The following is a 24,377-nucleotide window of genomic DNA, read 5'->3' as shown; positions in this document are numbered from 1 at the left end:
TCACTACGCTCAACTGACCACTACCGGATGACTTGGAAACCAAACAACCGAGTCTCCATCAAACCCAGGGCGGTTCAACCCACCAGAGCGTTCTTGACCACGACCAGGTGGTTGATATGGAGGAATCCATGCTTGGCGTAGTAGCGGCGGGCCTCGGCGAGGGGATCAGGGAAGAGCCGCTTGATCCCTGGCGAAGCCAGCAAGGTGCGCTCATCCGTCCGATTGAAGCGATTGGCGATGCCGGGCATTGGACTCGGCAGGACCGCATCCAACTCGCCGGCCACAAGTAGCGCCGCCAAGGACGAGTCGTCGGGGATGGGCTCCACTCGAACGCCTTCTGGCGGCAGGAATCCGCCGGCCCCGCTGTGACTGAGAGCGCCGCTTCGCTCGACATACCAGGTAACGTCCCGTGGGTCGACATCGAACTCATCGGCGAGCACACCGCGCCCCCAGAGGGCGGCTGTTACTTGGTACTCGACCAGACCGATCCGTCCACCTCGAAGATCTGCCGGTTCGTTGATTTCATCACGAACGAGGAAGCCCGTGTGGAAGAGACTCCGGAAGGGAAAGACGGGAAGGACCGTCCAATCCCGTCCGCGGAGTTTGTGGATGAGTGTTGACGAAAGCGACATCTCCGAAATGTCAAATGCATCTTCAGCAAGCATTCGAAAGAAGATTTCGGAGGGGGCGAGGAGCGAGACCTCGAACTCGACGCCCTCGACACCGACCCGGCCGTCCGCCACCGCGGCAACCCTGTCATATCCCACCAATGCCAGTTTCGCAAGCATGCTCAACCGTGCCCTCTTCTCGAGGGCTCACGACGCGTCTTCATGTGTCGATTCTTGCGTCGTAGATCCCGGCGAGGAACTCGTCGTACTGCTTGCCTCTGGGCGGCGTCGAGAAGATCAGCTGGAAGTACGGGAAGCGACGGTGAAGGCCCGTGTGCAGGGTCTCCGGCGGGATATGCGACACCCATCCCGGCTCGATCTCGTGGGTGACACCGCCGATGGTCATTTCAAACAACCCCTCGAGTGGGACGTTGAATTGCTCACCAGGATGGGTGTGAGGTGTTTCCTGGCTCGGTGGTGGTGCCGTTCGATAGCTGCAGCCGACGGTTATGTACTCGCCGTCACGAGCGAAGAAGCGCCATCCCTCGTACTTGTCTTCCAGAACTTCATCGAATCGGAAACTCTCCGGTTCTGAACGCTGAGTCGGGTATGCCTGCGTTGACCGCGCCATGGGCATCCCCGCGACGATGCAACTTCCACCTTCGATGTCAAGTTGGTACCTGTTGTTCCAGGCATCGGGAAGCAGACATACTTCGCCCAGCCCGACCTCCAGCCGCTCGTCAACATCTGAGGGGTGGACTCGAACTGTGCCGGTGAGCGGCAGGACGAAGGCTTCGGCTACGCCGTCGATTGGGATTGAGGCGGGGCCGGCGCCGAGCGCGTCCCACCGCTCGATTCGTAGCAGGGTCCCTTCGAGTCGGCAGTGACTGACGCCTTCCAGATCGGGGGCACCGGTCATCTGCTCCTCGAGGTTGTAGTAGTACTCACTCGACCCTGTCATCGTGACTTCCTTGTCATGATTGGTCTCCTCAGTTGTCGTTCGTTCGGCCTTGGCCTGGTACTCAGCAAGTTGTCCTATTCCACATGGGTTCCGGCGGCAACATCAAGCAGTCGGTCTAGCTGAACAAATCGAGTACCCATTTCTGCGGACCGGGCCATACACCTTTCAGCCAGGGAACGTGCAGCACCCGATCGAAGACTCCAATGTGCAGCGCCAGAACCAGCAGGATGCAGAGCACAATGATCCAGACCTTGGCGCGGGCTCGGAAGACAAGATACAGAAGGACAAAGGCAGGGCTTGCGATGACGAAACCGAACAACAGAATCCCAGTGAAGTAGCCAACGATCCACAACGCGAGGGTCCCCCCGCGACGGACGACGACATCGAGCGGCACGTCACGGTCAAACGCCAGATCGAGGATCCCCTCATCTTCCTGCGCTTCGCCCTCTTCACGACGTTGCGTGCGGACGATCTCGGTCGCCAGCTGGATGATGGCCAGGACAAGCGTGGGTATTCCAATCGCCAGCGGGAAGAACCTGGCCTGATGCTTCATGCCGGTCGAACCGTAGATGACCCCGGCGATGAACAACACAACGGCGAGCGTGAAAGCGGAGGTCGAGTGGCGTCGAAGCAGTTTCGTCATATTGCAGAGTCGCTCGACGGCTCGGAGGTGCTCGGTGCCTTGTTCTTTGCGCGAAACCCATACCAGATGCTGAAAACCGCAACGACGATGAGGATCATCACGATGGGGCGGTACAACCAGGTCCAGCCATACCGAGACACGGAAATGAAGAGGTAGTTCTCGATGATGCGACTGAGAACCACTCCCAAGATCACGGGAGGACGCGGCCATCGGAACCGCTTCATCATCCAGCCAATCGCGGAAAAGGCGAGCAGTACTATCAGGTCACCGACACTCCGACTGGTCTGGAACGCGGCAAGGAACACCACCACCAGCAGCATCGGTGCAAGGATGTGGATGGGTATGTGGGCAATCCGCGCGATCTGTCTGGCGTACAGCAAGCTCACGGTCGTCGCAAGAACGTTCGCCAGCGCGAGCGTGATGATAAAGACGTAGGTCAGGTCAAGGTGCTCGGTCACCATGTCTGGGCCGGGCTGTATCCCTTGAATCAGCAAGGCCCCAAGGATCAGCGCCATGGATGCGCTCCCGGGCACGCCGAAGGCAATTGTCGGTATGAAGGCACCGCCCTCCTTGGCATTTGCTGCTGCCTCAACAGCAATGACCCCACGGACGTCTCCCTTGCCGAATGTCTCGGCGGCCCCCTTTTCCGTTTGCATCGCGTGCCCGTATGCGAACCAGTCGACGACCGGCGCGCCGAGACCGGGCACAGCTCCAATCCACACACCCAGCACACTGCAGCGAAGCACCAGAAACCAGTTCTTGACCGCATCTCGAACTCCGCCCCACACAGAGCCAATCTTCATCCCTACGCTGCTGATTGCCGTACCCTCAATTGTGAGGTCTATGAGTTCGGGGATGGCAAAGAGGCCGAGGGCGATGCCAACGAGCGGAATCCCATCCCAAAGGTACAGTTGACCGAAATCCCAGCGTAGGGCGCCAGACTGAGGATCGAGTCCCGCCGTGCCGATAAGCAATCCCAGCGCGCCCGCGATGATACCCTTGATCGGGGCCCGCCCGCTCAGCGAACCGACCATCGAGATACCGACAATCCCCATCATGAAGAACTCGGGAGCTCCGAAGGCAAGCACGATAGGGCGCATTACCGGGAGAACGGCGGAGAGGGCTATGACTCCGAAGATGCCGCCCATCAACGACGCCGTGTAGCCGGCCCCGAAGGCGCGACCAGCCTCGCCCTTCCTGGCCATTGGATGTCCGTCGAGTATTGTCGCCTGCGAGGCTGCGGATCCCGGAACTGCGAACAACACCGAGGAGACCATGTCGCCGAGGTTCACACCGGCGAGCACGCCCATCATTATTGCCGCAGCGGCAGGAGTATCCATTCCGTACGTGAACGGCAGGAGAAGGGCCATCCCCACGAGTCCGCCCAATCCTGGGATGACCCCCAGGGCAAGCCCCATGAACACACCGATCGCGAGAAACCCCAACCTCGATGGGATAACGCCACCCACGCACGGGCAGCTGAATATCTGGGTCAGGGCCGATCCAAATGCGTCGAGCATGATGTGCCGCCTCGCGCTCCTGTTTCTCGCGAAATCGGCCCCTGAGGCACCGGCTTAGCCGCGCATCAAGGTCCGAGTCTTGACCGGCTTGGACGCTACTACTGTTGGGATCATTGGGTCAAATGATATGATGGATTTATGACGAGCCAAGCCGATCAGCCATACCGTCGTCTGGATGGTCGTGTTGCGATCGTGACCGGAGGCGCGCACGGCATTGGGCTCGCCCTTGCGCATCGACTCGCCCACGAAGGGGCTCATGTTGTCGTCGCCGATGTGGATGGAGAGGAGGGGGAACGAGCAGCTCGCCAAATCCGTGGGGATGGATTGCTGTGTGTTGCCACGAAAACCGATGTTCGTCAGGAAGAAAGCCTACGAGAACTCGCCGACCGGACCCTGGCGATCGCTGATCGCATCGACATCCTCGTCAACAACGCCGCGCTGTTTTCGACTATCAAGATGTCTCGCGTCCCTTTCGACGAGGTTCCGGTTGACGAGTGGGATGATCTGTTGGATGTCAACCTCAAAGGCGCCTGGCTGGCCTGCCGAGCCGTAGTACCCAGCATGAAAGCGCTGGGATATGGGAAAATCATCAACATCGGTTCAGCGTCTGCCTTCAAGGGTTCGGTGAACCGGATTCACTACGTGGCGAGCAAGGCCGGCATGCTGGGGTTCACCAAGTCCCTGGCTCGCGAACTCGGGCCGCACGGGATACTCGTGAACTGTGTTGCACCAGGAAGCACACTGAGCGAGGTCAACCCGGATGCTGAGACCTTGGAGCTTCGGCGAGGCGCCCTCTCCGGTCGAGCGATCCAGCGAGTTGAGCGGCCGAGTGATGTCGCCGGCGTGGTCGCCTTCTTCGCCTCACCCGACAGCGACTTCGTAACTGGGCAGACGCTGGTAGTCGATGGCGGCTCATACATGCAGTAGAAGTGTTGGGGGACTTCGGTCTGAAGTCAGAATGCTCTCGGGATGTGGTCAAAGTGTTTGAATCAGTAAGATGTTTCTGGGTAGTATCTACTGTCGTGCTGGCAATCACTCACCGGGATGAGAACACTCAGCAAGAGCTCTAGAGAGGATGAGATGGCTATAGAACTGGGCCTTGACGGCAAGATCGCGGCGATCAGTGGCGCGAGCGAAGGGCTGGGCCGTGCGGTCGCCCGGCGCCTTTCCGCTGAGGGAGCCAAGGTAGCAATTTGCGCGAGGCGGGTCGACGTGCTCGAGCGTACCGCACAGGAGATCCGCGACGAGACAGGCGGTGAGGTGCTCGCAATCCCGGCGGACATGACCTCGGCAGAAGAAACCGAGCAGTTCATCCGCCAGACGGCCGACCATTTTGGGGGCCTCGACATCCTTATGAACAACGCGGGGACCCATGCCGCAAACCCATTTGACGAGATCGACGACGCTTTGTGGGCCTACGATTTCGATCAGAAGTTCTTCTCGGCTGTCCGTTGTACCCGCCTGGCCATCCCGCTGATGCGCGAGCGGGGCGGAGGCCGGATCATCAATATCACTCACGTGACGGCGAAAGCTCCCTTGCCGCGCTCCCTTCCGACGGTCGCCAGTCGGGCCGCCGCCATGGCCATGACGAAGGCGCTATCCCGAGAGTACGCGGCCGACAACATTCTCGTGAACACAGTCTGTTTGGGCGCGGTGAAGACTGCCCAGTGGGAGCGCCGTCGACTTCTCGAGGCACCGGACGTGGCGGCAGACGATTGGTACGGACGGCTGGCGGAAGCCCGGGGCATACCCCTTGGCCGCCTGGGTGACGCTGACGAGGCGGCTGATCTGATCGCCTTCCTTGTGTCCGAGCGCGCCGGATACATCACCGGTACGGCCGTGAACTTCGACGGTGGGTCATCGTGGACTCTTTGAGGTTGAATGCGGGGGGCCACTGAGATGGGCCGAGTGAGTGGCGCAGAGCTTGCCATTAGGGCGCTACGGGCACACGACGTGGACACGATATTCACCATTGTCGGCGATCATACGCTGCCTTTGTGCGACCACGCTATCGACTACGGGATCCGGTTTGTAGACACCCGGCACGAGTCGGCTGCGGTTCATATGGCCGACGCCTGGAGTCGGGCGACCGGTCGTCCCGGCGTTTGCATGGTCACCGGCGGACCCGGCCACGCCAACTCCCTGGCGGGCCTCGCCGTTGCCTCTCGTCAGGAAGTCCCGGTCATCCATATCAGCGGTCGTTCTGAGCTGGCGTATGAGAATATGGACGCCCTCCAGGAACTGGACCAGATCTCAACTGCGGCACCCCTGAGTAAGCGGGCGGAGATAGTTCGCAATGCCGCAGCTGTCCCAGAAGCGATTCACGCCGCCTTCCGGAGCGCAACGGGCGGTCGACCAGGTCCAGCCCACATCACGATTCCGCTGGATGTGCAGGAGGCGACCGTTGATGAAAGCGACGCGGCGAAGGTGGAGGCTTTGGGCACGGCTGCCACCGAGAGGTCCGGTATGGACGCGAACGCAGTGAATCGTGTGATCGAGATCCTCCGATCCGCTCGGCGGCCCGTTATTGTCGCAGGGGCCGGAGCCGCATTCGGAGTTGACCCATCGTCACTTCAGGGATTGGTGGAGACAACCGGCATACCCCTGTTCACGGTGGAGACCGCTCGTGGCCTCGTCGACGATCGGCACGATCTGTGTCTGGGATACGCCGACCCGGCGTTGAATCACGCCGCCCGTCATATTGCAGAAGCGGATGTCCTCCTTCTGCTTGGCAAGAAGTTCGACTTCCGACTCGCGTATGGCCGCCCTCCCCGGGTCGGTATAGACACGAGAGTGCTGCAAGTCGACCCTGATCCGGACGAAATCGGCCGTTACCGGGAGGTTGAGATTGGGCTATGCGCGGACGTTGGAACCGTGGTAGTCCAACTCGCGGACGCTGCGAGGAAACTCGCTTGGCAAGGGTGCGGCGACTGGGTAGACGTCCTCAATTCTGTGCGGACCGATCAACTACAGGAAATGGCGGAAGCCGGCAATGACCCTGAGCTCCCTCTCCACCCGATGACCGTGGTAGAGGCGGTGAAACCGTTTCTCGACGAATCCGACTTCCTAATCTTCGACACGGGGGACTACGTCCAGTGGGGCCGTAGCTACCTGGATGCTCGCCGTCCGGGACGCTGGCTTCGACTTGGTCCCCTAGGTCACCTTGGCGCCGGTCTCCCGCTGGCGCTCGGTTGTCAAGTGGCCGACCCTAGTTCCCGCTCGGTCCTATTCATCGGTGATGGCGGAGTCGGGTTCTACTTCATGGAGTTCGACACCGCCGTTCGGCACAATCTTCCGATCATCGCGATCGTGGGCAACGACTCGGCGTGGGGTATCGATAGGCAGTTTCAGCTGGCGTATTACGGCCGGTCGGTAGCCACCGATCTGCGGCCGGTTCGCTACGATCGGCTGGTGACCGAATTGGGCGGCCATGGAGAGTTTGTCGAGAAGCCAGAAGAACTCGGAGGGGCTTTCGAGCGGGCCTGGAACTCGGGGAAACCGGCTCTGATCAACGTTGCCATTCGGAGCATCACTAGCCCTCTCAGCAAGGCGATGATTGAGCGACGCATGCAATCGCATCCGAAAAGTGGGTGACTTTGACACAACCTGACAGAGTGACCGACTCGGGTCCTGCCTCAAGTGGGCCTGACGTGTCCCTCGACCTGCCGCAGGTGATTGAGGACAGGATCGCGTCGATCAGCGAAGCGGAACTTGAACTCCGGGGCTGGACCCGGAAAGGTATGCGCCGGCGGTTCCTGGACCGCATGGAACGCGATTTGGTATCGCCGCAGTTGGGCGACGAAGCGCCAGATTTCGAACTCGAATTACTCACTGCAACCGGCAAGCGTACCGGTGATTTGATGGGCCTATCCAGCCTGCGAGGCAAACCGGTCGGGCTGATCTTCGGGTCCTATACCTGACCGCACTTCCGGAGTGAGGCCGTGCGCCTCGATGGAATAGCGAAGGAGTTCAGCGACCGCGTCCGGTTCCTGTGCGTCTATATCAAAGAGGCCCATCCGACCGACGGGGCGCAAGCGTCCGCCAATCTCGATGATGGGGTGCTGTTTGCACAGCCGCTGACGGAGGACGAACGCGCCGGGGTGGCGGCTGCCTGCAGGCTGCGATACTCCTATTCCTTCCCGATGGTGCTTGATGATATGGAGGACACCGTCGGAGATGCCTACATGGCCTGGCCGGGCAGGCTATACCTGCTTGATAACGCGGGAAGGGTCGTGTGGAGATGTGGACTGGGGCCTCACTTCTTCGATCCAATCGGGTTCGAATCGGCTATCAGGGAGCACATCGCTGCTCTGGCCACTTCGTGATCAGGAGTCGGATACTTGGACGAGGCCGCCGCCGTATAGCATTAGCGGCAGGCATGATCAGATGTGAAAGGTGACATGATGTTGATCCTGGTACCCGTATTGCCAACTCCTGAGGGCGAGGCGGCTGTCGAATATGCGGTCGCCGAGGCGCGCCTCCACATGGGGACCATTCTGCTGATGGGCCATGCCGAGGCCAGTGAGCAGACCGGGAGTGAGGTCGAGCGGCTACGCACTTTGCTCGAGGAACTCGAAACCCGCCTCGTCTCGGATGGAATCCAGTGTGAGACACGGTGGTCTGCCGGGGCGTCATCACTCGACCACGTCGTACTGAAAACTGCCGGGGAGTTCGACGTCGACCTGATTGTCATGGGACTGCGGCGGAGAAGTCGCGTTGGCAAGATGCTGCTGGGCAGCTATGAGCAGGGCGTGTTGCTGGGCGCGGGGTGTCCTGTGGTCGCCGTGAAGGCTGATCGACCTGCCAATCGGGGCACGATTTCCGACTGAGTGAATCTGACTGCACTGGCCATCAGCAGGCGGATGAGGTCAGCGCGGCTGGACCAGAACATCGACGACCACTGTACGCCCTTCCTTAACTTGACGGACGGCACGCTCGAGTGTCGGAGCCAGATCGGAAGGACTCTCCACGGGTCCCATTCCGGCGCATCCGTAGCTCCGCGCCAGTCCCGCGATGTCAACGGGAGGGGAATCCATGGCGTGGCCGATACTGCGGTTTTCCACAGGGCGGTTGCGCTCGCGGGCAATGTGGTCCTGGAACTCGACATCCGATTGGTAGGACCGATTATTGAACACGACGATCAGGCAGGGAATCTCGTAGTGCGCGGCCGTCCAAAGGGCGGAAGCCGTGTAGTTGAAGTCGCCGTCTCCGGTAATGCCTACCGCAAAACGCGGCGTCCCGGCCACGGCTAGGGCACCGCCAATCATGGCTGGAGGGCCGTAGCCCATCGTGCCGCCGCAGGCGTCGCCCAGGAACCGATCGACATGGGCGATATCCCAGATTCCTGGGATCCAGAAACGGTTCTTGAGAAGGAGAAATTCGTCCTCTTGGCTCACCGCATCCCGGACCTCCGTGAGAAGGCGTCCCAGGGAGATCGGCTGGTCGTTCCACGTGTCGGCCACTCTCCGCGCGGCGCGCTCCATGAGCTCCTTGTGGTCACTGAGGAGTCGCACCCTGCGTGCCTCGATCTTTTCCGAGGCTGTGCTGTCGATGATTGACCGACAAGCCTCGGCGAGCTGGTGGAGACCCACAGCGGTGTCGGCCATGATCGGTATGTCAACAGGGGAAAGGCGCTGGAACTCAGAAGCCCAGCTTCGAAGTGCGAGATCGTCGAGTCCAACGCTGATGAAGCGTGCGTCATCCCTCGTGATCGGCGCACCCTGACCGATCGCCCTCGTCGGAAATCGACGGGTTACGTGGGTGAAGTCGAGGGGTTCGGCCCCGAGGATGACGTCCGCACCCGGCACATACGATTCGGCCTGTCCCATGAAGTTCAAAGGGTGCGCCGATGGGAAGTTCAATCCATTGCGATATATCGGAAAGGTTGGCGCGGCCAGGAGTTCTGCCAACTCCACGAGCCCATCGAGCCCGGCCTGATCCCTGCAAACCCGGCCGGAGGTGATGACTGGGAACTCGGCTTCTACGAGCATCCGGGCGGCCTCATCCACTGCGTTCGGGTCGCCCCAGATCGGCCGGGCCGGCGCGAAACGATCGACCTCAGGGAAGTCGATCGGATGATCGATGCGGCCCTCCTGTACGAGGGCGTCGAAACAGACATATACCGGGCCGGCAGGTCGAGAAACGGCTACGCGGTGGGCTCGGAGCAGTGACTCAGGGACGGCGGCGATGCTGGCCGGCTGGTCGTCCCACTTGACGAAGTCGCGGATCAGATTGCCCTGGATCAGGGCTGTGTGAATCCAGTCGTTGCCGGGTCGGCGAAGGCTGGCGTCTACTGGACCAGTTCCTCCGAGAATGACGATCGGGACTCGATCAGTCCAGGCTTCGTAGATAGCGGTGGGCGCGTTGCCCAAACCGACGACATCGTGCAACGCGACGGCCATCGGCCGCCCGGCGGCTTTGGCGTAGCCATGGGCAATCCCGACGGCGACGGCTTCGTGGAGAGCGAGCAGCAATTTCGGGGCGCGGTTCGCGCCGTAATTCACGATTGAATCGTGGATGCCACGGAAGGTCGAACCCGGATTCATGGCGACATAGTCAATGCCCATGGCGTCGAGAAGGTCAACGATCAGATCGGAACCGTACTCAGGGTTGCCCGTCTGCTGCTCTACGTTCACCGGCCGTTCTGTAGCTGGTCCCGTGATGGTGTTGCGATCCGTCATCGATCTCCTACTCCTCCACAAGGGTCAAGGTGTCGAGGCGTGAGTTGAATCGTTGATCGAATCCTCTAGCGCTTCCCTACGATTCATACCTGAGCCGGTTGCGTTGACCATCATGCGATCTCTTGCTTCGGGAGCCTAGTATGCGACTTCACTAGATGATTGCACTACTGCTCCGAACCTCCGACGGCGCTGTTGTCTCGCGGTCCGGTCCTGGCGCCGGACAACTGACCGCTTCGGCTGGCGCACCGCAGGGAACAGGGAGGCATTTGCCGATATGGAGAGATTGACACTGACCCTGGCCTGCGGGCCATACGATCGCACCGAGGCGCTGCGAACCGGTGAGGTTCGCCCTTCGGGAATCGATCTGGTCTATTTGTCAGTCAAGGAGTCGCGTCAGGCGTTCTCGAGGATGGTGAAGAACAACGCCTTCGATCTGGCAGAAATGTCGTGTGCCTACTACCTCGGGCGCAAGGTACAGGGGGGGTTTCCGTTCGTAGCGTTGCCGGTCTTCCCATCCCGGCGGTTCCGGCATGGCTTCGTGTTCGTCAACGCAGCATCCGGGATTGAGACCCCGAAAGACCTTGACGGGAAACGAATCGGTGTGCCTGAGTACCGCGTCACGGCCGCGGTCTGGGTGCGGGGCATTCTTCGCGACGAGTACGGTGTTGACCTTCGCAGCGTGCGCTGGTTTGAGGGCGGACTCAATGAGCCGAAGTCTACGCAGAGAATCGCCTCGTCGTCGCTGGTCTTTGAGATGGCCGATCCCGTGGACATCGAGCCGATCCCTGCCGGGGATTCGATGAGCGACATGCTCGCGCGGGGCGCCCTCGACGCACTCATCAGCCCTCGCGTGCCCGACTCATTGAGTTCTTCTCGCATGGTTCGCCGCCTGTTCCCCGACCATGTAGAGGCCGAGCGTGAGTATTACGGATCAACTGGGATCTTCCCGATCATGCACACCGTTGTGATGAAGGAGTCGCTGTTCGAACGACACCCGTGGGTCGCCGAGAGCATCTATGACGCCTTCGTGGAAGCGCGGAATGTGTGTTGGGAGTTGTACCACCGGAGTGGAGCCTTGAAGACAATGCTGCCATGGCAGCATGAGGCCACAGCGGAGGCTGACGATCTCTTCGGGTCCGACTTCTGGGCTTACGGGCTTGAGCCCAACCGCAAGACGCTGGAGACGCTAATGCGGTATCTTGTACAGCAGGGGTTCCTCGCGGACATACAGCCGATTGACGGGTTGTTTGCGCCAGTCGTTGAACTGAATCATTGATACTGCTGGACTGAGCTTGGATTCCCGCGCCGACGGACACTCGGCTGCTTCTCCTCCGCCAGGTGAATAGGTCGGCTTCGTGGGTATCTTGTCGCACTTCCGCTCAGTCTGCCGAATCGTGGTCGCGATCAGGCCGCGGATGGACGCCAGCGGGGCTTGTGCCAGCGTGGGACATGATCTAGCTTCGTTCGCCGATCGTGCGGCGTTTCCAATTGTGCGGCATGAAGTTTAACAATTATACTCAATAGGGTGCAGATCGAAGATAGCTTTCAGGTTGCCCGGTCGATAGAAGACACCTGGAACCTCTTGTTGGACTTCGAGCGCATCGCTCCTTGCATGCCGGGGGCTGAGCTTCAGAGGGTCGATGGCGATGATTACTACGGCGCCGTCAATGTCAAGGTGGGGCCTATGGCGGCGAGCTACGACGGCAAACTGACCGTTGCGGAGGTCGATCAAGACCGACGACGAATGCTCCTCCGCGGCAAGGGCCGTGAAACCAGGGGCATGGGCAGCGCCGAGGCGGAAATCATCGTTTTGCTTCACGAAGGCAAGGGGTCCGATAACACGGAAGTCGCCATCGATTGCGACATGACCATCACCGGCACCGTTGCCCAGTTCGGACGCGGCGTCATAAACGACGTTGCTTCGAAGATCATCGCGGAGTTTGCCAGCAACCTCGAGCGTGATGTTCTCAGCGTCGCAGCTTCCGATGGAGATCTGGCGGGTGATACCGCCGCACCCCCTTCTCGCACAGCTCCAAGCAAGCCTGTCGATTTGCTTGAGTTGGCCCGTGCTCCAATCGCCAGACGCCTCATACCCGTCGGATTGGCGCTGGTCGCAGTAGCAGTCGTTTGGATGGCAATCGCATGGTGGAGGAGATAGCCCGTTGACCAACGTGTTCATCGTAGATGCCTGCCGAACGCCCACCGGCAGGCTGGGAGGGGCACTCGCCCACGTCCGACCCGACGACCTCGCAGCCCATGCCATCGGGCGTCTGCTGGCTCGCCACCCGGGCCTTGATCCGGCATCCGTCGAAGACATCGTTTGGGGGGCGGCCAATCAGGCAGGCGAGGACAATCGCAACGTCGGCCGGATGGCCGCCCTTCTTGCCGGTCTCCCAGTCGAGGTGCCGGCTCAGACGGTGAATCGCTTGTGTGGGTCCTCCTTGCAGGCGGTGATATCGGCGGTGCAGGCGATGCGGGATGGCTGGGGTGATGTGATGATCGCCGGAGGCTCCGAATCTATGAGCAGGGCCCCCTTCGTGTTGGCCAAGCCGCCCGCCGGCTTCACGGCCTCTCCTCCGCAGATGGCCAACTCGGTGCTTGGCTGGCGATTTGTCAACGATCGCATGCAAATTGCATACCCACCCATCAGTCTCGGGATGACGGCCGAGGTAGTCGCCGAGCGATACGGTATCGGTCGCGAACGGCAAGACGAGTTCGCATTGCGTTCACATCAACGCGCCGTGGGGGCTCAGAAGGCGGGGCGATTCGACAGAGAAATCGAACCGATCGAGGCGGCAACGGATCCTCGCGGGAAGGGAGTGACGACAGTCGATCGGGACGAAGGGCCACGCCCCGACACCAGTCTCGAGGCGCTGGCGGCGCTTCGACCGGTCTTCAAAGAGGGCGGGAGTGTGACGGCGGGGAACAGCAGTCCAATGAATGACGGATCTGCTGCTTTGCTGCTGGCCACTGAGGAGGGCATCGCTCGACATCAGCTGAATCCGCTCGCCCGGATTGTCGGCTCGGCCGCCGCCGGAGTTCATCCCGATGTGATGGGCATAGGACCAGTACCAGCCACTCAGAAAGCGCTGGATCGGGCCGGCATGTCGCTCGACGATGTGGGCATGATCGAGATGAACGAGGCATTCGCCGCTCAGACACTCGCCTGCATCGATTTGCTGGGTGCAGATAACGAAATTGTCAACGTATCTGGAGGCGCCATAGCCCTCGGACATCCATTGGGCGGAACCGGGGCCAAGATCCTCACAACGTTGGTTCATGGGATGAACCGCGATTCAATCCGTTTCGGCCTGGCCACGATGTGCATCGGGGTCGGGCAGGGAATCGCTCTGATCTTGGAGGGGACTACTTGACCGCTCATGCCCAACTTCGTATCCGAGTGCTCGACGAGGAGTTGTCCGAGGCGCTGCGGAGCTCGATCGCTGAGGATGGCCCGGAGTCGGGGCTGGTGTTCGTGGCCGACCGGACCGTCGGGAGCGAGTGGCACGACGTATCTGCCGAGCTGTTGACCGCGTTCGAGTTATCTCGTTTGGCGGTCATGGCCGCGGCTCCGATCGTCTATGTGGTCTGGCACGCGGACTTGCTGGGCGCCGGCGGAGACGCAGGAGCGGCGATGGTGGCTACCGGTCTCCTTTCAGGCGCCCGGTCGGCCGCCGTTGAAATGCAGAAAGCCGGAGTCCCTGTGAACGTCCTCGCCATCGAAGACGACACGCCAGCTGCGACCACGGCCGCATGGGTGGCGCGACTGCTTGCATTGGAACCTGGCGGGCCTGCAGGTGAGGTTGTACGACTCGGCAGCCGCCATCTAGGAAAGACCCTGCCATGAAGTCGCTTGTCGTTGTCACCGGGGCGGCGTCGGGCATCGGTCGGGCCATCGCGGAACGCCTGGCGCGCCGGGGAACCCTTCTCATCGTTGATCGCGATCCATCAGTCGCCGAGGTGGCGGCTGAGCTCGGTACACAAGCCATAGCTGTGGAAGCGGACTTGGTCACAAATGAGGGTGTGGCGTGCGTCGTCGAGGCCGCTTCAGGGTTCTCCATCAGGGGACTGGTCAACAATGCCGGAATCACTCGGGATTCTCGTCTCGTGAAGATGACAGCCGACCAGTTCTCCGAGGTTCTCGACGTGAATCTCGGTGCCGCCTATCGGCTCACATCCTCGCTCATCCCGATGATGGGTGACGGAGCATCCGTAATCAACATCAGCTCGCGCTCATACCTAGGGAACTTCGGGCAGTACAACTACGCGACGTCGAAGGGCGGTCTGGTTGGCCTCACGCGCGCCCTGGCGATTCGGCTTGCGCCGAAGGTCCGTGTCAACGCCATCGCGCCGGGTCTGATCGACACACCCATGACGGCAGCCATGCCAACCGAGGTGCTGGCCAAACTGGTGGCGCGTATCCCCCTTGGTCGTCCCGGCCGCGGCGACGAGGTGGCTGCCCTGGTGGAGTTTCTTCTCTCTGAAGACGCGTCGTACATCACAGGCCAGGTTCATATTGTCGGTGGTGGTAGGAGCCTCATCTAGCTTCTCTCGAGGTTGAAACTAGATTCGGCGAGATCCCTCCAATCGGAAGCCTTGCCTGTACTCCTGCGCAGACCTCGTCTCGGCGCCTGGATACTTTCAGGGAATACGGGTCCCTCTGGGGGAAGGTCCATCAGAGGAAGGTCAGCCCGACTCTTCCGCCTCGAGGGAGAGGATTTTGTTGAGCCTTCGCACGTGGCGCTCCTCGCGGGTGAATTGGGCGCCGATAAACGCCTCGACGATCTCCGTAGCCAGCGCCACCCCGGTCACCCGGCTCCCCAGGCACAGCACATTAACGTCGTCGTGTTCGACGCACTGATGGGCCGTATACGTGTCGGTTCCCTGGGCGGCCCGCACGCCGCGCAGCTTGTTGGCGGCGATGGCCGCCCCGGCCCCGGAACCGCACACCACGATGCCGCGTTCGACCCGGCCGTCGCGGACGGCGCGGCCGACCGCGGCCGCATAATCCGGATAGTCGACCGATTCCTCGGTGTGAGTCCCGAAATCGGTAACGGCCACACCCTTCTCGGCAAGCATCCGCGCCAGGGTCTCCTTCAACGCGTAGCCGGCGTGATCTGCGCCAATTCCTACCCGCACACTCCATCCTTCTCGAGGGCGACGTCAGCGTAGTCAAGTCGCCGGCTGCCCGACCCCCACGCGACACCGGTCCCCCGGCTCTCTCCGTCGGCGCCGTGGGTATGGGCGAATCGAGGGGTCTCGGCAAAGAAGAGGGTGAATCGGGTGATTCTGCCTATGCCCGATTCACCCTCCCGGTGTCGAGGCTCGCGCCACACCGGCCTGCCTATCTAGGGTCGTCGACCCTGACGGAGGCGACGGGCGAGTCGTCGGTTCCGACTCCAAGGGCTTCGGTGAGGCGGGCCTCGAGTTCGGCCTTCGACAGCAACGGATGCGGAAGAAAGTCATCGCTGAGTTTCACCCAGATGCGGGCGCGGTATTCCTTGCTCGGTTTGCTGGGTGGGCCACCCATTTCAGCTCCTTTGCGTGGGGTCGCTGACGCTACCCCGGTTCCCCGGTCGACGTCGAGATGATGCGTGGCGTCGGTGGCTGGGTCGAGCAGTGATTGTGTCGAAGCCGGAGATGTCATCGGTAGGCACGTACAATCCCGACGATGGATCAGATCGTTGTCACCGGGGGAGCGCGACTGGAGGGCTCCGTATCGGTACTCGGAGCGAAGAACGCCGTCCTCAAGCAGATGGTTGCGATGCTGCTGGCGCCCGGCGTCCACCGGCTGACCAATGTGCCCGGCATCCTCGACGTCGAACTGATGGGCAAAGTCCTCGATCACACCGGTGCACAATGCGAATTCGACGGCCATACGCTGACTGTGGAAGTACCGGATGATCTCCGGCCGGAGGCGCCTCTCGAGTTGGTCCGCCAGATGCGGGCTTCGATCATTGTCCTCGGACCGCTTCTGGCCAGGACGGGAATCGCCAGTGTCGCCTTCCCAGGGGGTGACGATCTCGGAGCCCGACCGATCGACATGCACCTCGCCGGTCTTCGCGCCCTCGGCGCCGAGTTCGAACTCGAACACGGGACGGTCATCGGCCGCGCCCCCAATGGACTGACCGGCGCCGAGGTCGACCTCGAGTTCCCTTCGGTGGGAGCGACGGAGAACATTCTCCTGGCGGCCGTCCTCGCGACCGGCGAGACCGTGATCAACAATCCAGCCCGTGAGCCCGAGATCCAGGATTTGGCCAGACAACTCAATGCCATGGGTGCCGCAGTCAGCGGAGCGGGCACTCCTCGAATGGTGATCGGAGGAGTTGGCGAACTCCACCCGGTCGATCATCGGGTCATACCCGACCGCCTGGAGGCCGGGACCTACGCCGTGGCGGGCGCCATCAGCCGGGGTCGTGTCCGTGTCGACAACTGCGTTCCCGATCACCTGCGGATGGAGTTGAAGAAGCTCACAGAAGCTGGATGCGGAGTCGACCGTGGTGACGACTGGATCGAGATCGAAGGTCCGGAGCGGCCGCACTCTGTTGACTTCGCCACCTTGCCGTTCCCCGGCTTTGCGACCGATATGCAGCCGCAAATGGTGGCGCTGCTTGCCTCTGGAGAGGGAACCTCAGTGGTGACCGAGAACCTCTACGACGCCCGGTTTCGCTACCTCGGGGAGCTGATGCGGATGGGTGCCGACGTGACGATCGAGTGGCAACACGCCGTCATTCGCGGCACGGAGCGCCTCTCGGGTTGTCCCGTGCTTGCTCCGGATATCCGGGCAGGCGCGGCCCTCGTGCTGGCCGGTCTCCGGGCAGACGGCTACACCACCGTCTCCGATGTCCAGCACATCGATCGGGGTTACGAGGGGTTCGTCGAACGATTGGCCTCGCTCGGCGCGGTCATCGAGCGGCGCAGTGCGTGAACTCGCTCTTGCGTTAGCGGTTGTTCTCGCCCTGACGGCGCTTCCGGCCGCTGCGCAGGAGGATCCCCCGGCCGTCTTCGATACCATCGAGATCGTTCCTGTGGACGGAACCGTACTGCAATGGCGGGACCGCCGCTATGCCGGACGGCTGGTTGTGGATGGGGCCTCCGACGGCCTGGTGCTGACCGAACTGGTGGCGCCCGAAGCGTATTTGCTCGGTCTCCAGGAAGTCCCGTTCAGCTGGCCTATCGAGTCACTCCGGGCACAAGCTGTGGCGGCTCGAACCTATCTCGCCTGGACGCTGCGGCGCGGTCGCGCCGGAGCCGGCGCGACGTACGGATTCGACATCTGCGCCACGGACCAGTGTCAGGTGTACGGGGGTCTCGACCAGGTCGAGGGGCCGGGAGGTGAGCAATGGGAAGAAGCAGTGACTTCGACGGCGGGCGAGTTACTCCTCGTGGGCGGCGTCCCGGCCCAGGCTCTGTACAGCAGCACCTCCGGTGGCCGCACTCGATCGGTGCAGGATGTGTTCGGAGGAACTCCGCATCCGTATCTGCAGGCCGTGCCCAGCCCGAACGAGGACTCACCGTTCACCGACTGGGAAGTCCGCTTCGACGTGTTCCAACTGCGGGAGATCCTCAAGGCGGCCGGAGTGCTCGAGGGAAGTTTCAGCACAATCGGAGTCGTTCAAACCAGGGATGGCAACGGCCCGTGGATGATCGATATCAACGGCCGTACGAACGAACAACTCGATACCTGGGACTTCCGGTCGACGATGAACCGGTGGGCGCCGAGGGTGTTTCCCGATGACTTCCCTGCGGCCCGACCCGACGGGGGAACGTACCCGCAAACCATCCTCTCGCCGACGTTCACCATCGACTACGACATTGTCTTTCCCCTCGCCGGCCCCGACGGTATGTGGCTCGGATTCGAATGGGTCGTGCGTGGGAAGGGCTGGGGCCACCTGGTCGGCATGAGCCAGTACGGAGCGAAGGCGATGGCCGATGCCGGCGCCAGCTACGACCAGATCCTCTCTCACTACTACACGGGTCTCGAGGCGGAGCGATCCGGCCTCTTACCGGATGAAATAGAGGTGGGTCTGGTCTGGGGAGCAACAGAGCTGGTCATCTCCGCCGATGGGCCGTTCACTGTGCTGGCAGACGGGAAGACGATTGCCGAGGTGGCGCTTGGCTCGTGGTCCTTCGGCGCCAGCGGTACCCGCGTCGCCGCCAACCCTCCGGACGGGACCGGCCTTGCGCCGACTCTGGCATCGCTCGAGCCTGCAACGGCGATTTCTGGACGCGCCGTCGCGTTCACGGGCATGCTGTCTGCTCCGGCCCAGGTGCGGGTTGTGGTATTCAGAGGAGCCGAGGTGGTCGGAACGACCGAGTGGAGAGTTCGCGACGCCGGCGAGGTCGTCGCAGTCTGGGACGGAACCATGCGCGGCCGCGTTGCCCCGCCGGGGATCTACCGGGTGATGATGGAAGCGCGCTCTGCGGACGGAATGGACCGCCTGTTCTCGACGTTGCAGTTGATGCCCGGATAGTGCTGCGGGCTTTCTACACTATGGCGCCCGAGGTGGAACCCAGATGACCGAAGATACACAACAGCTGAACGAGCACGAGACGGCTCCGGTCGACGAAGCCTTGATCGACCTGCCGACACTCGAGGCAACCCTCGAGTACATTCGCCCTGCGCTGCAAGCCGACGGCGGCGATCTCGTACTGCTCGGGGTTGAAGGGGGAACGGTCAACCTTCAGATGGTCGGCGCGTGCGGCGGTTGCCCGCTCTCGACCATGACCCTCAAGGCCGGCATCGAACGGATCCTCATGGACCGTGTGCCCGGCGTCGAAGTCGTCAACGCCAGCTAGATTTTTCGGGCCCCTTTCTCGCCCTGCAGAGCGAAACACGACTGGTGCCGGACGCAGCCTGACCGGCCCATTCGGGCCCGCATCCTGGCATTCGGCTACAGGCGAACCATCACCTTGCCGGTGTTGGCTCCGGTGAACAGGCGGCTGAAGGCCGCCGGGGCATTGTCGAGGCCATCGACGACGTCGGTCTTGTACGTCAGCTTGCCTTCTTTCACCCAGCCACCCAGCCCGGCGATCGCTTCGTCGGCTCGATCCATGTAGTCGAGGACGATGAATCCTTCCATTCGGCCCCGCTTGCTGATCAGGACGCCCAGGTTGTTGGGTCCGGGACGCGGCGCCTCGGCGTTGTACTGGGAGATTGCGCCGCACAGCACGATCCGGCCCCGGCGCGCCAGGTTGGCTATGGCGGCTTCGAGGAGGTCGCCACCGACGTTGTCGAAGAAGACGTCGACACCGTCCGGGCAGGCCGACCGGATTGCCTTCCGCACGTTTTCGGTCTTGTAGTTGATGGCAGCGTCGAAACCCAGTTCTTCGGTGAGCCATGCGCACTTCTCGGCCGAACCGGCCAGGCCGACAACCCTGCAACCTTTGAGTTTGGCGATTTGTCCGACCACCGAACCGGTTGCTCCTGCTGCTCCCGAAACCAGGACGGTCTCTCCGGCAACGGGACGGCCGATATCGAGGAGTCCGAAGTAAGCAGTGATTCCGGTCAGCCCGAAGATACTCAGCGCAGCCTCCGGTGGAACACCGTCCGGCACCACCTGTGTCCCGCGACCGAGTACGGCGTACTGTTGCCATCCGGTCATGCCGAAAGCGGTGGCCCCGACCGGGTAGGCATCGTTGTTCGACTCGATGACAATCCCGAGGCCCCCGCTGCGAATCGGTGCGCCGATCTCGATGGCGGGTAGGTAGGTGTCGTAGGCCATCCAACCCCGGATCGTGGGATCGATCGAGAGCCACGTGACCTCAACCAGGATCTCACCCGGCCCCGGTGCGGGCACGGGAACGTCGTCGTGTGCAAAGCAGCGATCGGCAACGACACCGACGGGCCGTTCGGCGAGAGTGATGCGGTGATTGCTTACGTCCATGCCAGCACCTTACGTGCCCGCCGGCCACAGTGGAACCGGCCCGCCGCACGTAGACCCGGCGACGAACGCGCGGCCCGGGCCGAATCCCAACGACCACTAGCTATTCTGCCCCCACATGGCCTTGACCAACCCGAGCGAATTGATCGACGCAACGCTGAGCGGCGACCGGCGTGCTCTGGCCCGCATCATCAGCCGTGTCGAAGAAGGCCACCAGATGGCCCCCGATTTGCTGGCGGCGCTCTATCCCATGGGTGGCCGTGCCTATGTGATCGGTCTCACCGGAGCTCCCGGGTCAGGCAAGAGCACCATCACTGATCAGTTGATCACCGAAATCCGCGCCTCCGGCGATGAGGTGGCGGTCCTCGCCGTTGACCCTTCGAGCCCGTTCACCGGCGGTGCCATCCTCGGTGATCGGATCCGCATGCAGGACCACGCCGGCGATGCAGGCGTCTACATCCGGTCGATGGGCAGTCGCGGCCATCTCGGCGGGATCGCGGCCGCCACTCCACGGATTGTGAGCGTCCTCGACGGTGCCGGGTTCCCATACATCATCGTTGAGACGGTGGGCGTCGGGCAGGCGGAAGTCGAGATAGTCGAGAGTGCCGATACCACCATCGTCGTCGTGAACCCGGGGTGGGGCGACAGCGTGCAGGCGAACAAGGCCGGATTGCTGGAGATCGGCGACATCTTCGTAATCAACAAGGCCGACCGGCCCGGCGTCAACGATACGGTGCGAGATCTGCGCCAGATGCTGGAACTCGGCAACGGGCGGACGTGGGAGCCGCCGATGCTGCCGACCGTGGGTACCACGGGCGAAGGTATCGACGGGGTATGGCGGGCGATCGTCGATCACAGGAAACACCTGGAATCCACCGGCGAGTTGGCCGTGCTACGGAGCAAGAAGCTCGAACTCGAGTTCCGGCGGGCGATGATCGAGGAACTGACGGCCCAGGCCGAGGCGGTTGCGGGCCGGCAGGCCCTCACCGTGCTACTCGCCGAACTCGGCTCACGGCAGATCGACCCCTGGACGGCGGCCCGGCGAATTGTCACGGAACTGGCGGAGGAGAACAACCATGGAAATGTCTGAGGAAACCCGTGCAGCAGTAGCGCTGGGGGAGCTGGCAATGCAACTGCGCCGGCATTACTACCACCGCCCGTACGAGCAGGCCCCCGACGACTTGATCGAAGAGGGGATCATCGGCAACCTCGAATGGGACGAGCGCGATGGGTTGTGGGTCCAGATCGACGCGACCATCACCCTCGAGGTGCCGCCCACCGGCTCCCCGCTGGGCATTTACGCAGAAGAGGGTCCGGTCGTCAGTCTGTGGCGTTCAGTTGGGGCGGCCGGCATCGATTGGTCGGCTGACTGGGACGTCGGGCTCACCGCCATTGATCAGCAAGCCTTCCTGGGCAAGCTCGCCGACACCGCAGTCCGGATGGCAGCCGGGGTTCAAGGATTTGTTCAGCAATTCCTGGTTGCCTCGGCTGAGCTCGAAGAAGACGAACGGCAGGAGACGGGCGACGTCGCCCGCGAGTGGTTGGCCGGCGCCTGAACGGACGCAGGGCCTCGTTCGGGCGTTAGCCTTTGCCTGACCGTCGAACGAGGAGTCACACCGTGGAGTTGGTCGAGTATTCCGTAGAGAACGCCGTCGCGCTGATTCGACTCAATCGTCCGCCGGTGAACGCCCTCTCCGCCCAGCTTTCACATGACCTGCTCGAGGCCTTCACCATGGCCGCCGATCCGGCCGTGCGGGCGGTCGTGGTTACCGGCCAGCCCCATTTTGCGGCCGGAGCAGACATCAAAGGATTCCAGAAGGCATACGACGGAGCCAATGAGGGCGGCGGCCTCGCCGGCGTTCTGGCCGGAACGGTCCGTGCGCTCGAGAAACTTGCCAAACCAACATTTGCAGCCGTCCACGGTTATGCACTCGGGGGCGGTCTGGAGCTGGCGATGGGAGCCGACTTCCGGTATTTGTCGGATGACGCCTTGGTGGGACAACCGGAGATCAAGCTGGGCATCATCCCCGGCGCAGGCGGAACGCAGCGGCTACCGCGCATCGTCGGTTTTCAGAAGGCGAAGGAACTCAATTACTCCGGCCGCCACATCGGTGCTGCGGAAGCGCTCGCCATCGGTCTGGCCGACAAGGTGTTCCCGGTCGATCACCTGCTCCCGGCCGCGATCGCCGAAGCAGAGCAGTATGCCGAGGGGCCGACGGTTGCGCTGGGTGCGGCGCGCATGGCAATGAACGAAGGATGGGGAAAGCCGATCGACGAGGCAATGGCAGTCGAAGCGCAGGCGTTCGACGAATGCTTCTGGACCGACGACGCCAAAGAAGGGGTTGCCGCCTTCATCGAGAAGCGCAAGGCGGAGTTTCGCGGTCGCTGACCAACCTCAGCCGGGAACGTCTTTCGGTCGCGACCCGTCGCGCGCTTCGAAGTCCGGATTTGGAATCCGAAAACTCAGCGCGAAACCGAACGAGACGAAAAGGGCTGCCGCCGTTGCCGCTCGTGCGGCCGCATCTGCGAAGGCCATCTCGATTCCATCGATGATGGGGGCGAGAGTGGCGGCGTCCAACTGCATTGCAGGCATTTCACCTATCTGAGGGAGGTTTCCCTCGCGCAGGGTCGGTAGAAGTTGTCCTGCCGATGCACTCACGGCCCCGGCCAGGCCCGAACGGGCAACGTCGGGGAGGAGGGCGACGTCGGCCAGTTCCTTCTCGGTGAACGTGGCCAGATTGACGGCCAGGAGCGTGCCGATGAGTGCAATACCAAGCGCCGAGCCAACCTGACGAAATGTGCTTTGCATCCCGGATGCCTGGCCCGAATCACCAGGAGGGACGTCGCCAAGAATCACGCTGGTGAGCTGGGCAGTAGCAAGGCCTACTCCGATGCCGTAGAGAAAGAGCACCGGCGCCAGGGTCCATCCACCGACATCCGGGGAGATGGTGAGGGCGATCAATCCGATGGAGATCGCCTCGATCCCCATACCGGTGCTGACGACCCGTCTCGGGCCGAATCGATTGGCGAGCGCGGCGGCCGACGGGCCTCCGACAAAGGCACCGGCTGCCAGTGCCGCGAACAGGACCCCTGTTCGAAGTGCTGTATACCCGAGGACGGCTTGCATGAAGAGCGGCAAGATGAAGATCAAGCCGAGTTCGCCGAGGCTGAGGATGGCAGCTGTGATGTTGCCGTTCCGGAAGCTCGACAGGCGGAAGAGCTCGAGTTTGAACAGCACCGGCTTGCCGGCCGCCGATCTGCGCCGCTCGGTCAAGAAGAACAGGGCGATCCCGGTCACAGCAACTGCCAGCGCAGGGACCACCGGGGAGATGCTCTCCAACGGCCAGTTCCACGATCCGATCGCGAATGGTTTGGTCGGTGTCCACCACCCGTAGCGAGATCCCTCGATCAGAGAGAAGATGAGCCCGAGCAGGCCGAGCGAGATGGCGGCGATTCCTGCGGGGTCGATTCCGCGCTGCACGTTCTCGTCGCGGCTGTCCGACACCCAGAGCAGCGACCCGGCGATGACGGCGATGCCGATGGGAATGTTGATGTAGAACGCCCATCTCCACGAGTAGTCCGTGGTCAACCAGCCTCCGACCAACGGTCCGATGGCCGCCATGCCTCCGATGACCGAGCCCCACACGCCGAAGGCGATTGCCCGATCGCGTCCCCGGAACGTCGCGTTCACGATCGAGAGGGTGGAAGGGAGGATCATTGCTGCCCCGACTCCCTGGAGCGAACGAGCACCGACCAGGGCGGGACCGCTCGGCGCTCGCCCTGCCAGCAGTGACGCCAGCATGAACAGCACCAGGCCGCCGTGGAAGATGTGCTTTCGCCCGAACTGGTCTCCTATCCGTCCGAGCGTGATCAGCAGCGCCGCGAACACGAGTGAGTAGATCGTGGTGATCCACTCTGCATCGACGAGTTGGATCTCGAGGTCGCGGATGATCGATGGAATGGCGACGTTGACGATGGTCGCGTCCATGATGATGATGGCGACTCCGAGGCTCAGCACTGCGAGTCCCAGCCAGCGTTTTCGGTCGGTAGACATAGATCCTTTTTCCGGTTATCGACGCGT

Annotated in this window: 26 protein-coding genes; 17 read left to right on the top strand and 9 right to left on the bottom strand. The window is 62.3% G+C overall.

Translation table 11 applies throughout. From position 1 onward, the window contains the following. Positions 1–74 precede the first annotated feature (74 nt). The 4 genes from P1T08_10075 to P1T08_10060 all read right to left on the bottom strand — a co-directional run bounded on the left by P1T08_10075 (position 75) and on the right by P1T08_10060 (position 3,732). Positions 75–788 carry a hypothetical protein gene (locus P1T08_10075; protein MDF1596424.1) on the bottom strand — a complete coding sequence of 238 codons (714 nt, stop codon included), beginning with the start codon at positions 786–788 and terminating at the stop codon, positions 75–77. A 40-nt stretch (positions 789–828) separates the two neighbouring features. Next, positions 829–1,569, bottom strand: a complete 741-nt coding sequence (locus P1T08_10070) for a hypothetical protein (GenBank protein MDF1596423.1) — start codon at positions 1,567–1,569, stop codon at positions 829–831. A 115-nt stretch (positions 1,570–1,684) separates the two neighbouring features. Next, positions 1,685–2,212 (bottom strand): tripartite tricarboxylate transporter TctB family protein, encoded by a 528-nt coding sequence (locus tag P1T08_10065; GenBank protein MDF1596422.1) that lies wholly within the window; start codon positions 2,210–2,212, stop codon positions 1,685–1,687. Then, positions 2,209–3,732 (bottom strand): tripartite tricarboxylate transporter permease, encoded by a 1,524-nt coding sequence (locus P1T08_10060; GenBank protein ID MDF1596421.1) that lies wholly within the window; start codon positions 3,730–3,732, stop codon positions 2,209–2,211. Before P1T08_10060 ends, P1T08_10065 begins: the two co-directional genes overlap by 4 nt. Before the next feature lie 138 nt (positions 3,733–3,870). Here P1T08_10060 and P1T08_10055 point away from each other — a divergent pair, with 138 nt between their 5' ends. The 6 genes from P1T08_10055 (at position 3,871) to P1T08_10030 (ending at position 8,561) form a co-directional block, all read left to right on the top strand. Further along, on the top strand, positions 3,871–4,659 hold the full coding sequence (locus P1T08_10055; protein MDF1596420.1) for a 3-oxoacyl-ACP reductase FabG: 789 nt from the start codon (positions 3,871–3,873) through the stop codon (positions 4,657–4,659). Between the two features lie 159 nt (positions 4,660–4,818). Beyond that, complete coding sequence (locus P1T08_10050) at positions 4,819–5,607, top strand: SDR family oxidoreductase (protein ID MDF1596419.1); 789 nt, start codon at positions 4,819–4,821, stop codon at positions 5,605–5,607. A 33-nt stretch (positions 5,608–5,640) separates the two neighbouring features. Then, positions 5,641–7,326 carry a thiamine pyrophosphate-binding protein gene (locus P1T08_10045; protein ID MDF1596418.1) on the top strand — a complete coding sequence of 562 codons (1,686 nt, stop codon included), beginning with the start codon at positions 5,641–5,643 and terminating at the stop codon, positions 7,324–7,326. Positions 7,327–7,382: 56 nt separating this feature from the next. Beyond that, positions 7,383–7,652, top strand: a complete 270-nt coding sequence (locus P1T08_10040) for a hypothetical protein (protein MDF1596417.1) — start codon at positions 7,383–7,385, stop codon at positions 7,650–7,652. 21 nt (positions 7,653–7,673) lie between these two features. Continuing rightward, positions 7,674–8,057, top strand: a complete 384-nt coding sequence (locus P1T08_10035) for a hypothetical protein (protein MDF1596416.1) — start codon at positions 7,674–7,676, stop codon at positions 8,055–8,057. A 75-nt stretch (positions 8,058–8,132) separates the two neighbouring features. Next, positions 8,133–8,561 (top strand): universal stress protein, encoded by a 429-nt coding sequence (locus P1T08_10030; GenBank protein MDF1596415.1) that lies wholly within the window; start codon positions 8,133–8,135, stop codon positions 8,559–8,561. 39 nt (positions 8,562–8,600) lie between these two features. Here P1T08_10030 and P1T08_10025 read toward each other — a convergent pair whose 3' ends face one another. Continuing rightward, complete coding sequence (locus P1T08_10025; GenBank protein MDF1596414.1) at positions 8,601–10,412, bottom strand: thiamine pyrophosphate-binding protein; 1,812 nt, start codon at positions 10,410–10,412, stop codon at positions 8,601–8,603. A gap of 274 nt (positions 10,413–10,686) precedes the next feature. Here P1T08_10025 and P1T08_10020 point away from each other — a divergent pair, with 274 nt between their 5' ends. From P1T08_10020 to P1T08_10000, 5 genes are all read left to right on the top strand, one after another. Then, complete coding sequence (locus P1T08_10020; protein MDF1596413.1) at positions 10,687–11,688, top strand: ABC transporter substrate-binding protein; 1,002 nt, start codon at positions 10,687–10,689, stop codon at positions 11,686–11,688. A gap of 249 nt (positions 11,689–11,937) precedes the next feature. Continuing rightward, complete coding sequence (locus P1T08_10015; GenBank protein ID MDF1596412.1) at positions 11,938–12,570, top strand: SRPBCC family protein; 633 nt, start codon at positions 11,938–11,940, stop codon at positions 12,568–12,570. Between the two features lie 4 nt (positions 12,571–12,574). Next, on the top strand, positions 12,575–13,786 hold the full coding sequence (locus P1T08_10010) for a thiolase family protein (GenBank protein MDF1596411.1): 1,212 nt from the start codon (positions 12,575–12,577) through the stop codon (positions 13,784–13,786). Continuing rightward, positions 13,783–14,259: a hypothetical protein gene (locus P1T08_10005; protein ID MDF1596410.1), complete on the top strand. Its 477-nt coding sequence runs from the start codon at positions 13,783–13,785 to the stop codon at positions 14,257–14,259. Before P1T08_10010 ends, P1T08_10005 begins: the two co-directional genes overlap by 4 nt. Continuing rightward, complete coding sequence (locus P1T08_10000) at positions 14,256–14,957, top strand: SDR family oxidoreductase (GenBank protein ID MDF1596409.1); 702 nt, start codon at positions 14,256–14,258, stop codon at positions 14,955–14,957. The genes P1T08_10005 and P1T08_10000 overlap by 4 nt, the downstream gene beginning before the upstream one ends. Before the next feature lie 141 nt (positions 14,958–15,098). On the opposite strand, the gene rpiB is transcribed toward P1T08_10000, so the two are convergent. Both rpiB and P1T08_09990 read right to left on the bottom strand, forming a co-directional pair. Continuing rightward, entirely contained in the window at positions 15,099–15,551 is a 453-nt protein-coding gene (gene rpiB, locus P1T08_09995) for a ribose 5-phosphate isomerase B (GenBank protein MDF1596408.1), read from the bottom strand. A gap of 205 nt (positions 15,552–15,756) precedes the next feature. Continuing rightward, positions 15,757–16,059, bottom strand: a complete 303-nt coding sequence (locus P1T08_09990; GenBank protein MDF1596407.1) for a hypothetical protein — start codon at positions 16,057–16,059, stop codon at positions 15,757–15,759. A 24-nt stretch (positions 16,060–16,083) separates the two neighbouring features. Between P1T08_09990 and murA the strand changes: the two genes are divergently transcribed. The 3 genes from murA to P1T08_09975 are packed head-to-tail and all read left to right on the top strand — an operon-like array spanning position 16,084 to position 19,211. Continuing rightward, complete coding sequence (gene murA / locus P1T08_09985; protein ID MDF1596406.1) at positions 16,084–17,340, top strand: UDP-N-acetylglucosamine 1-carboxyvinyltransferase; 1,257 nt, start codon at positions 16,084–16,086, stop codon at positions 17,338–17,340. Next, positions 17,333–18,886 (top strand): SpoIID/LytB domain-containing protein, encoded by a 1,554-nt coding sequence (locus tag P1T08_09980; protein MDF1596405.1) that lies wholly within the window; start codon positions 17,333–17,335, stop codon positions 18,884–18,886. Before murA ends, P1T08_09980 begins: the two co-directional genes overlap by 8 nt. Positions 18,887–18,929: 43 nt before the next feature. Next, positions 18,930–19,211: a NifU family protein gene (locus P1T08_09975; GenBank protein MDF1596404.1), complete on the top strand. Its 282-nt coding sequence runs from the start codon at positions 18,930–18,932 to the stop codon at positions 19,209–19,211. 95 nt (positions 19,212–19,306) lie between these two features. Here P1T08_09975 and P1T08_09970 read toward each other — a convergent pair whose 3' ends face one another. Further along, positions 19,307–20,299: an NADP-dependent oxidoreductase gene (locus P1T08_09970; protein ID MDF1596403.1), complete on the bottom strand. Its 993-nt coding sequence runs from the start codon at positions 20,297–20,299 to the stop codon at positions 19,307–19,309. Positions 20,300–20,414: 115 nt separating this feature from the next. On the opposite strand from P1T08_09970, the gene meaB reads away from it, so the two are divergent. The 3 genes from meaB to P1T08_09955 all read left to right on the top strand — a co-directional run bounded on the left by meaB (position 20,415) and on the right by P1T08_09955 (position 22,685). Next, positions 20,415–21,386 (top strand): methylmalonyl Co-A mutase-associated GTPase MeaB, encoded by a 972-nt coding sequence (meaB, locus tag P1T08_09965; GenBank protein ID MDF1596402.1) that lies wholly within the window; start codon positions 20,415–20,417, stop codon positions 21,384–21,386. Further along, positions 21,379–21,852 carry a hypothetical protein gene (locus tag P1T08_09960; GenBank protein ID MDF1596401.1) on the top strand — a complete coding sequence of 158 codons (474 nt, stop codon included), beginning with the start codon at positions 21,379–21,381 and terminating at the stop codon, positions 21,850–21,852. Before meaB ends, P1T08_09960 begins: the two co-directional genes overlap by 8 nt. Positions 21,853–21,914: 62 nt before the next feature. Continuing rightward, complete coding sequence (locus P1T08_09955) at positions 21,915–22,685, top strand: enoyl-CoA hydratase-related protein (protein ID MDF1596400.1); 771 nt, start codon at positions 21,915–21,917, stop codon at positions 22,683–22,685. A gap of 6 nt (positions 22,686–22,691) precedes the next feature. Here the strand turns inward: P1T08_09955 and P1T08_09950 are convergent, their stop codons facing one another. Beyond that, positions 22,692–24,350: an MFS transporter gene (locus P1T08_09950; protein ID MDF1596399.1), complete on the bottom strand. Its 1,659-nt coding sequence runs from the start codon at positions 24,348–24,350 to the stop codon at positions 22,692–22,694. Positions 24,351–24,377: the final 27 nt, after the last annotated feature.

The sequence above is a fragment of the Acidimicrobiia bacterium genome, assembly GCA_029210695.1.
GTDB lineage: Bacteria > Actinomycetota > Acidimicrobiia > Spongiisociales > JAHEDJ01 > JAHEDJ01.
Note: the sequence above shows the minus strand (reverse complement) of the source record. Positions and strands in the feature narration are given on the sequence as shown.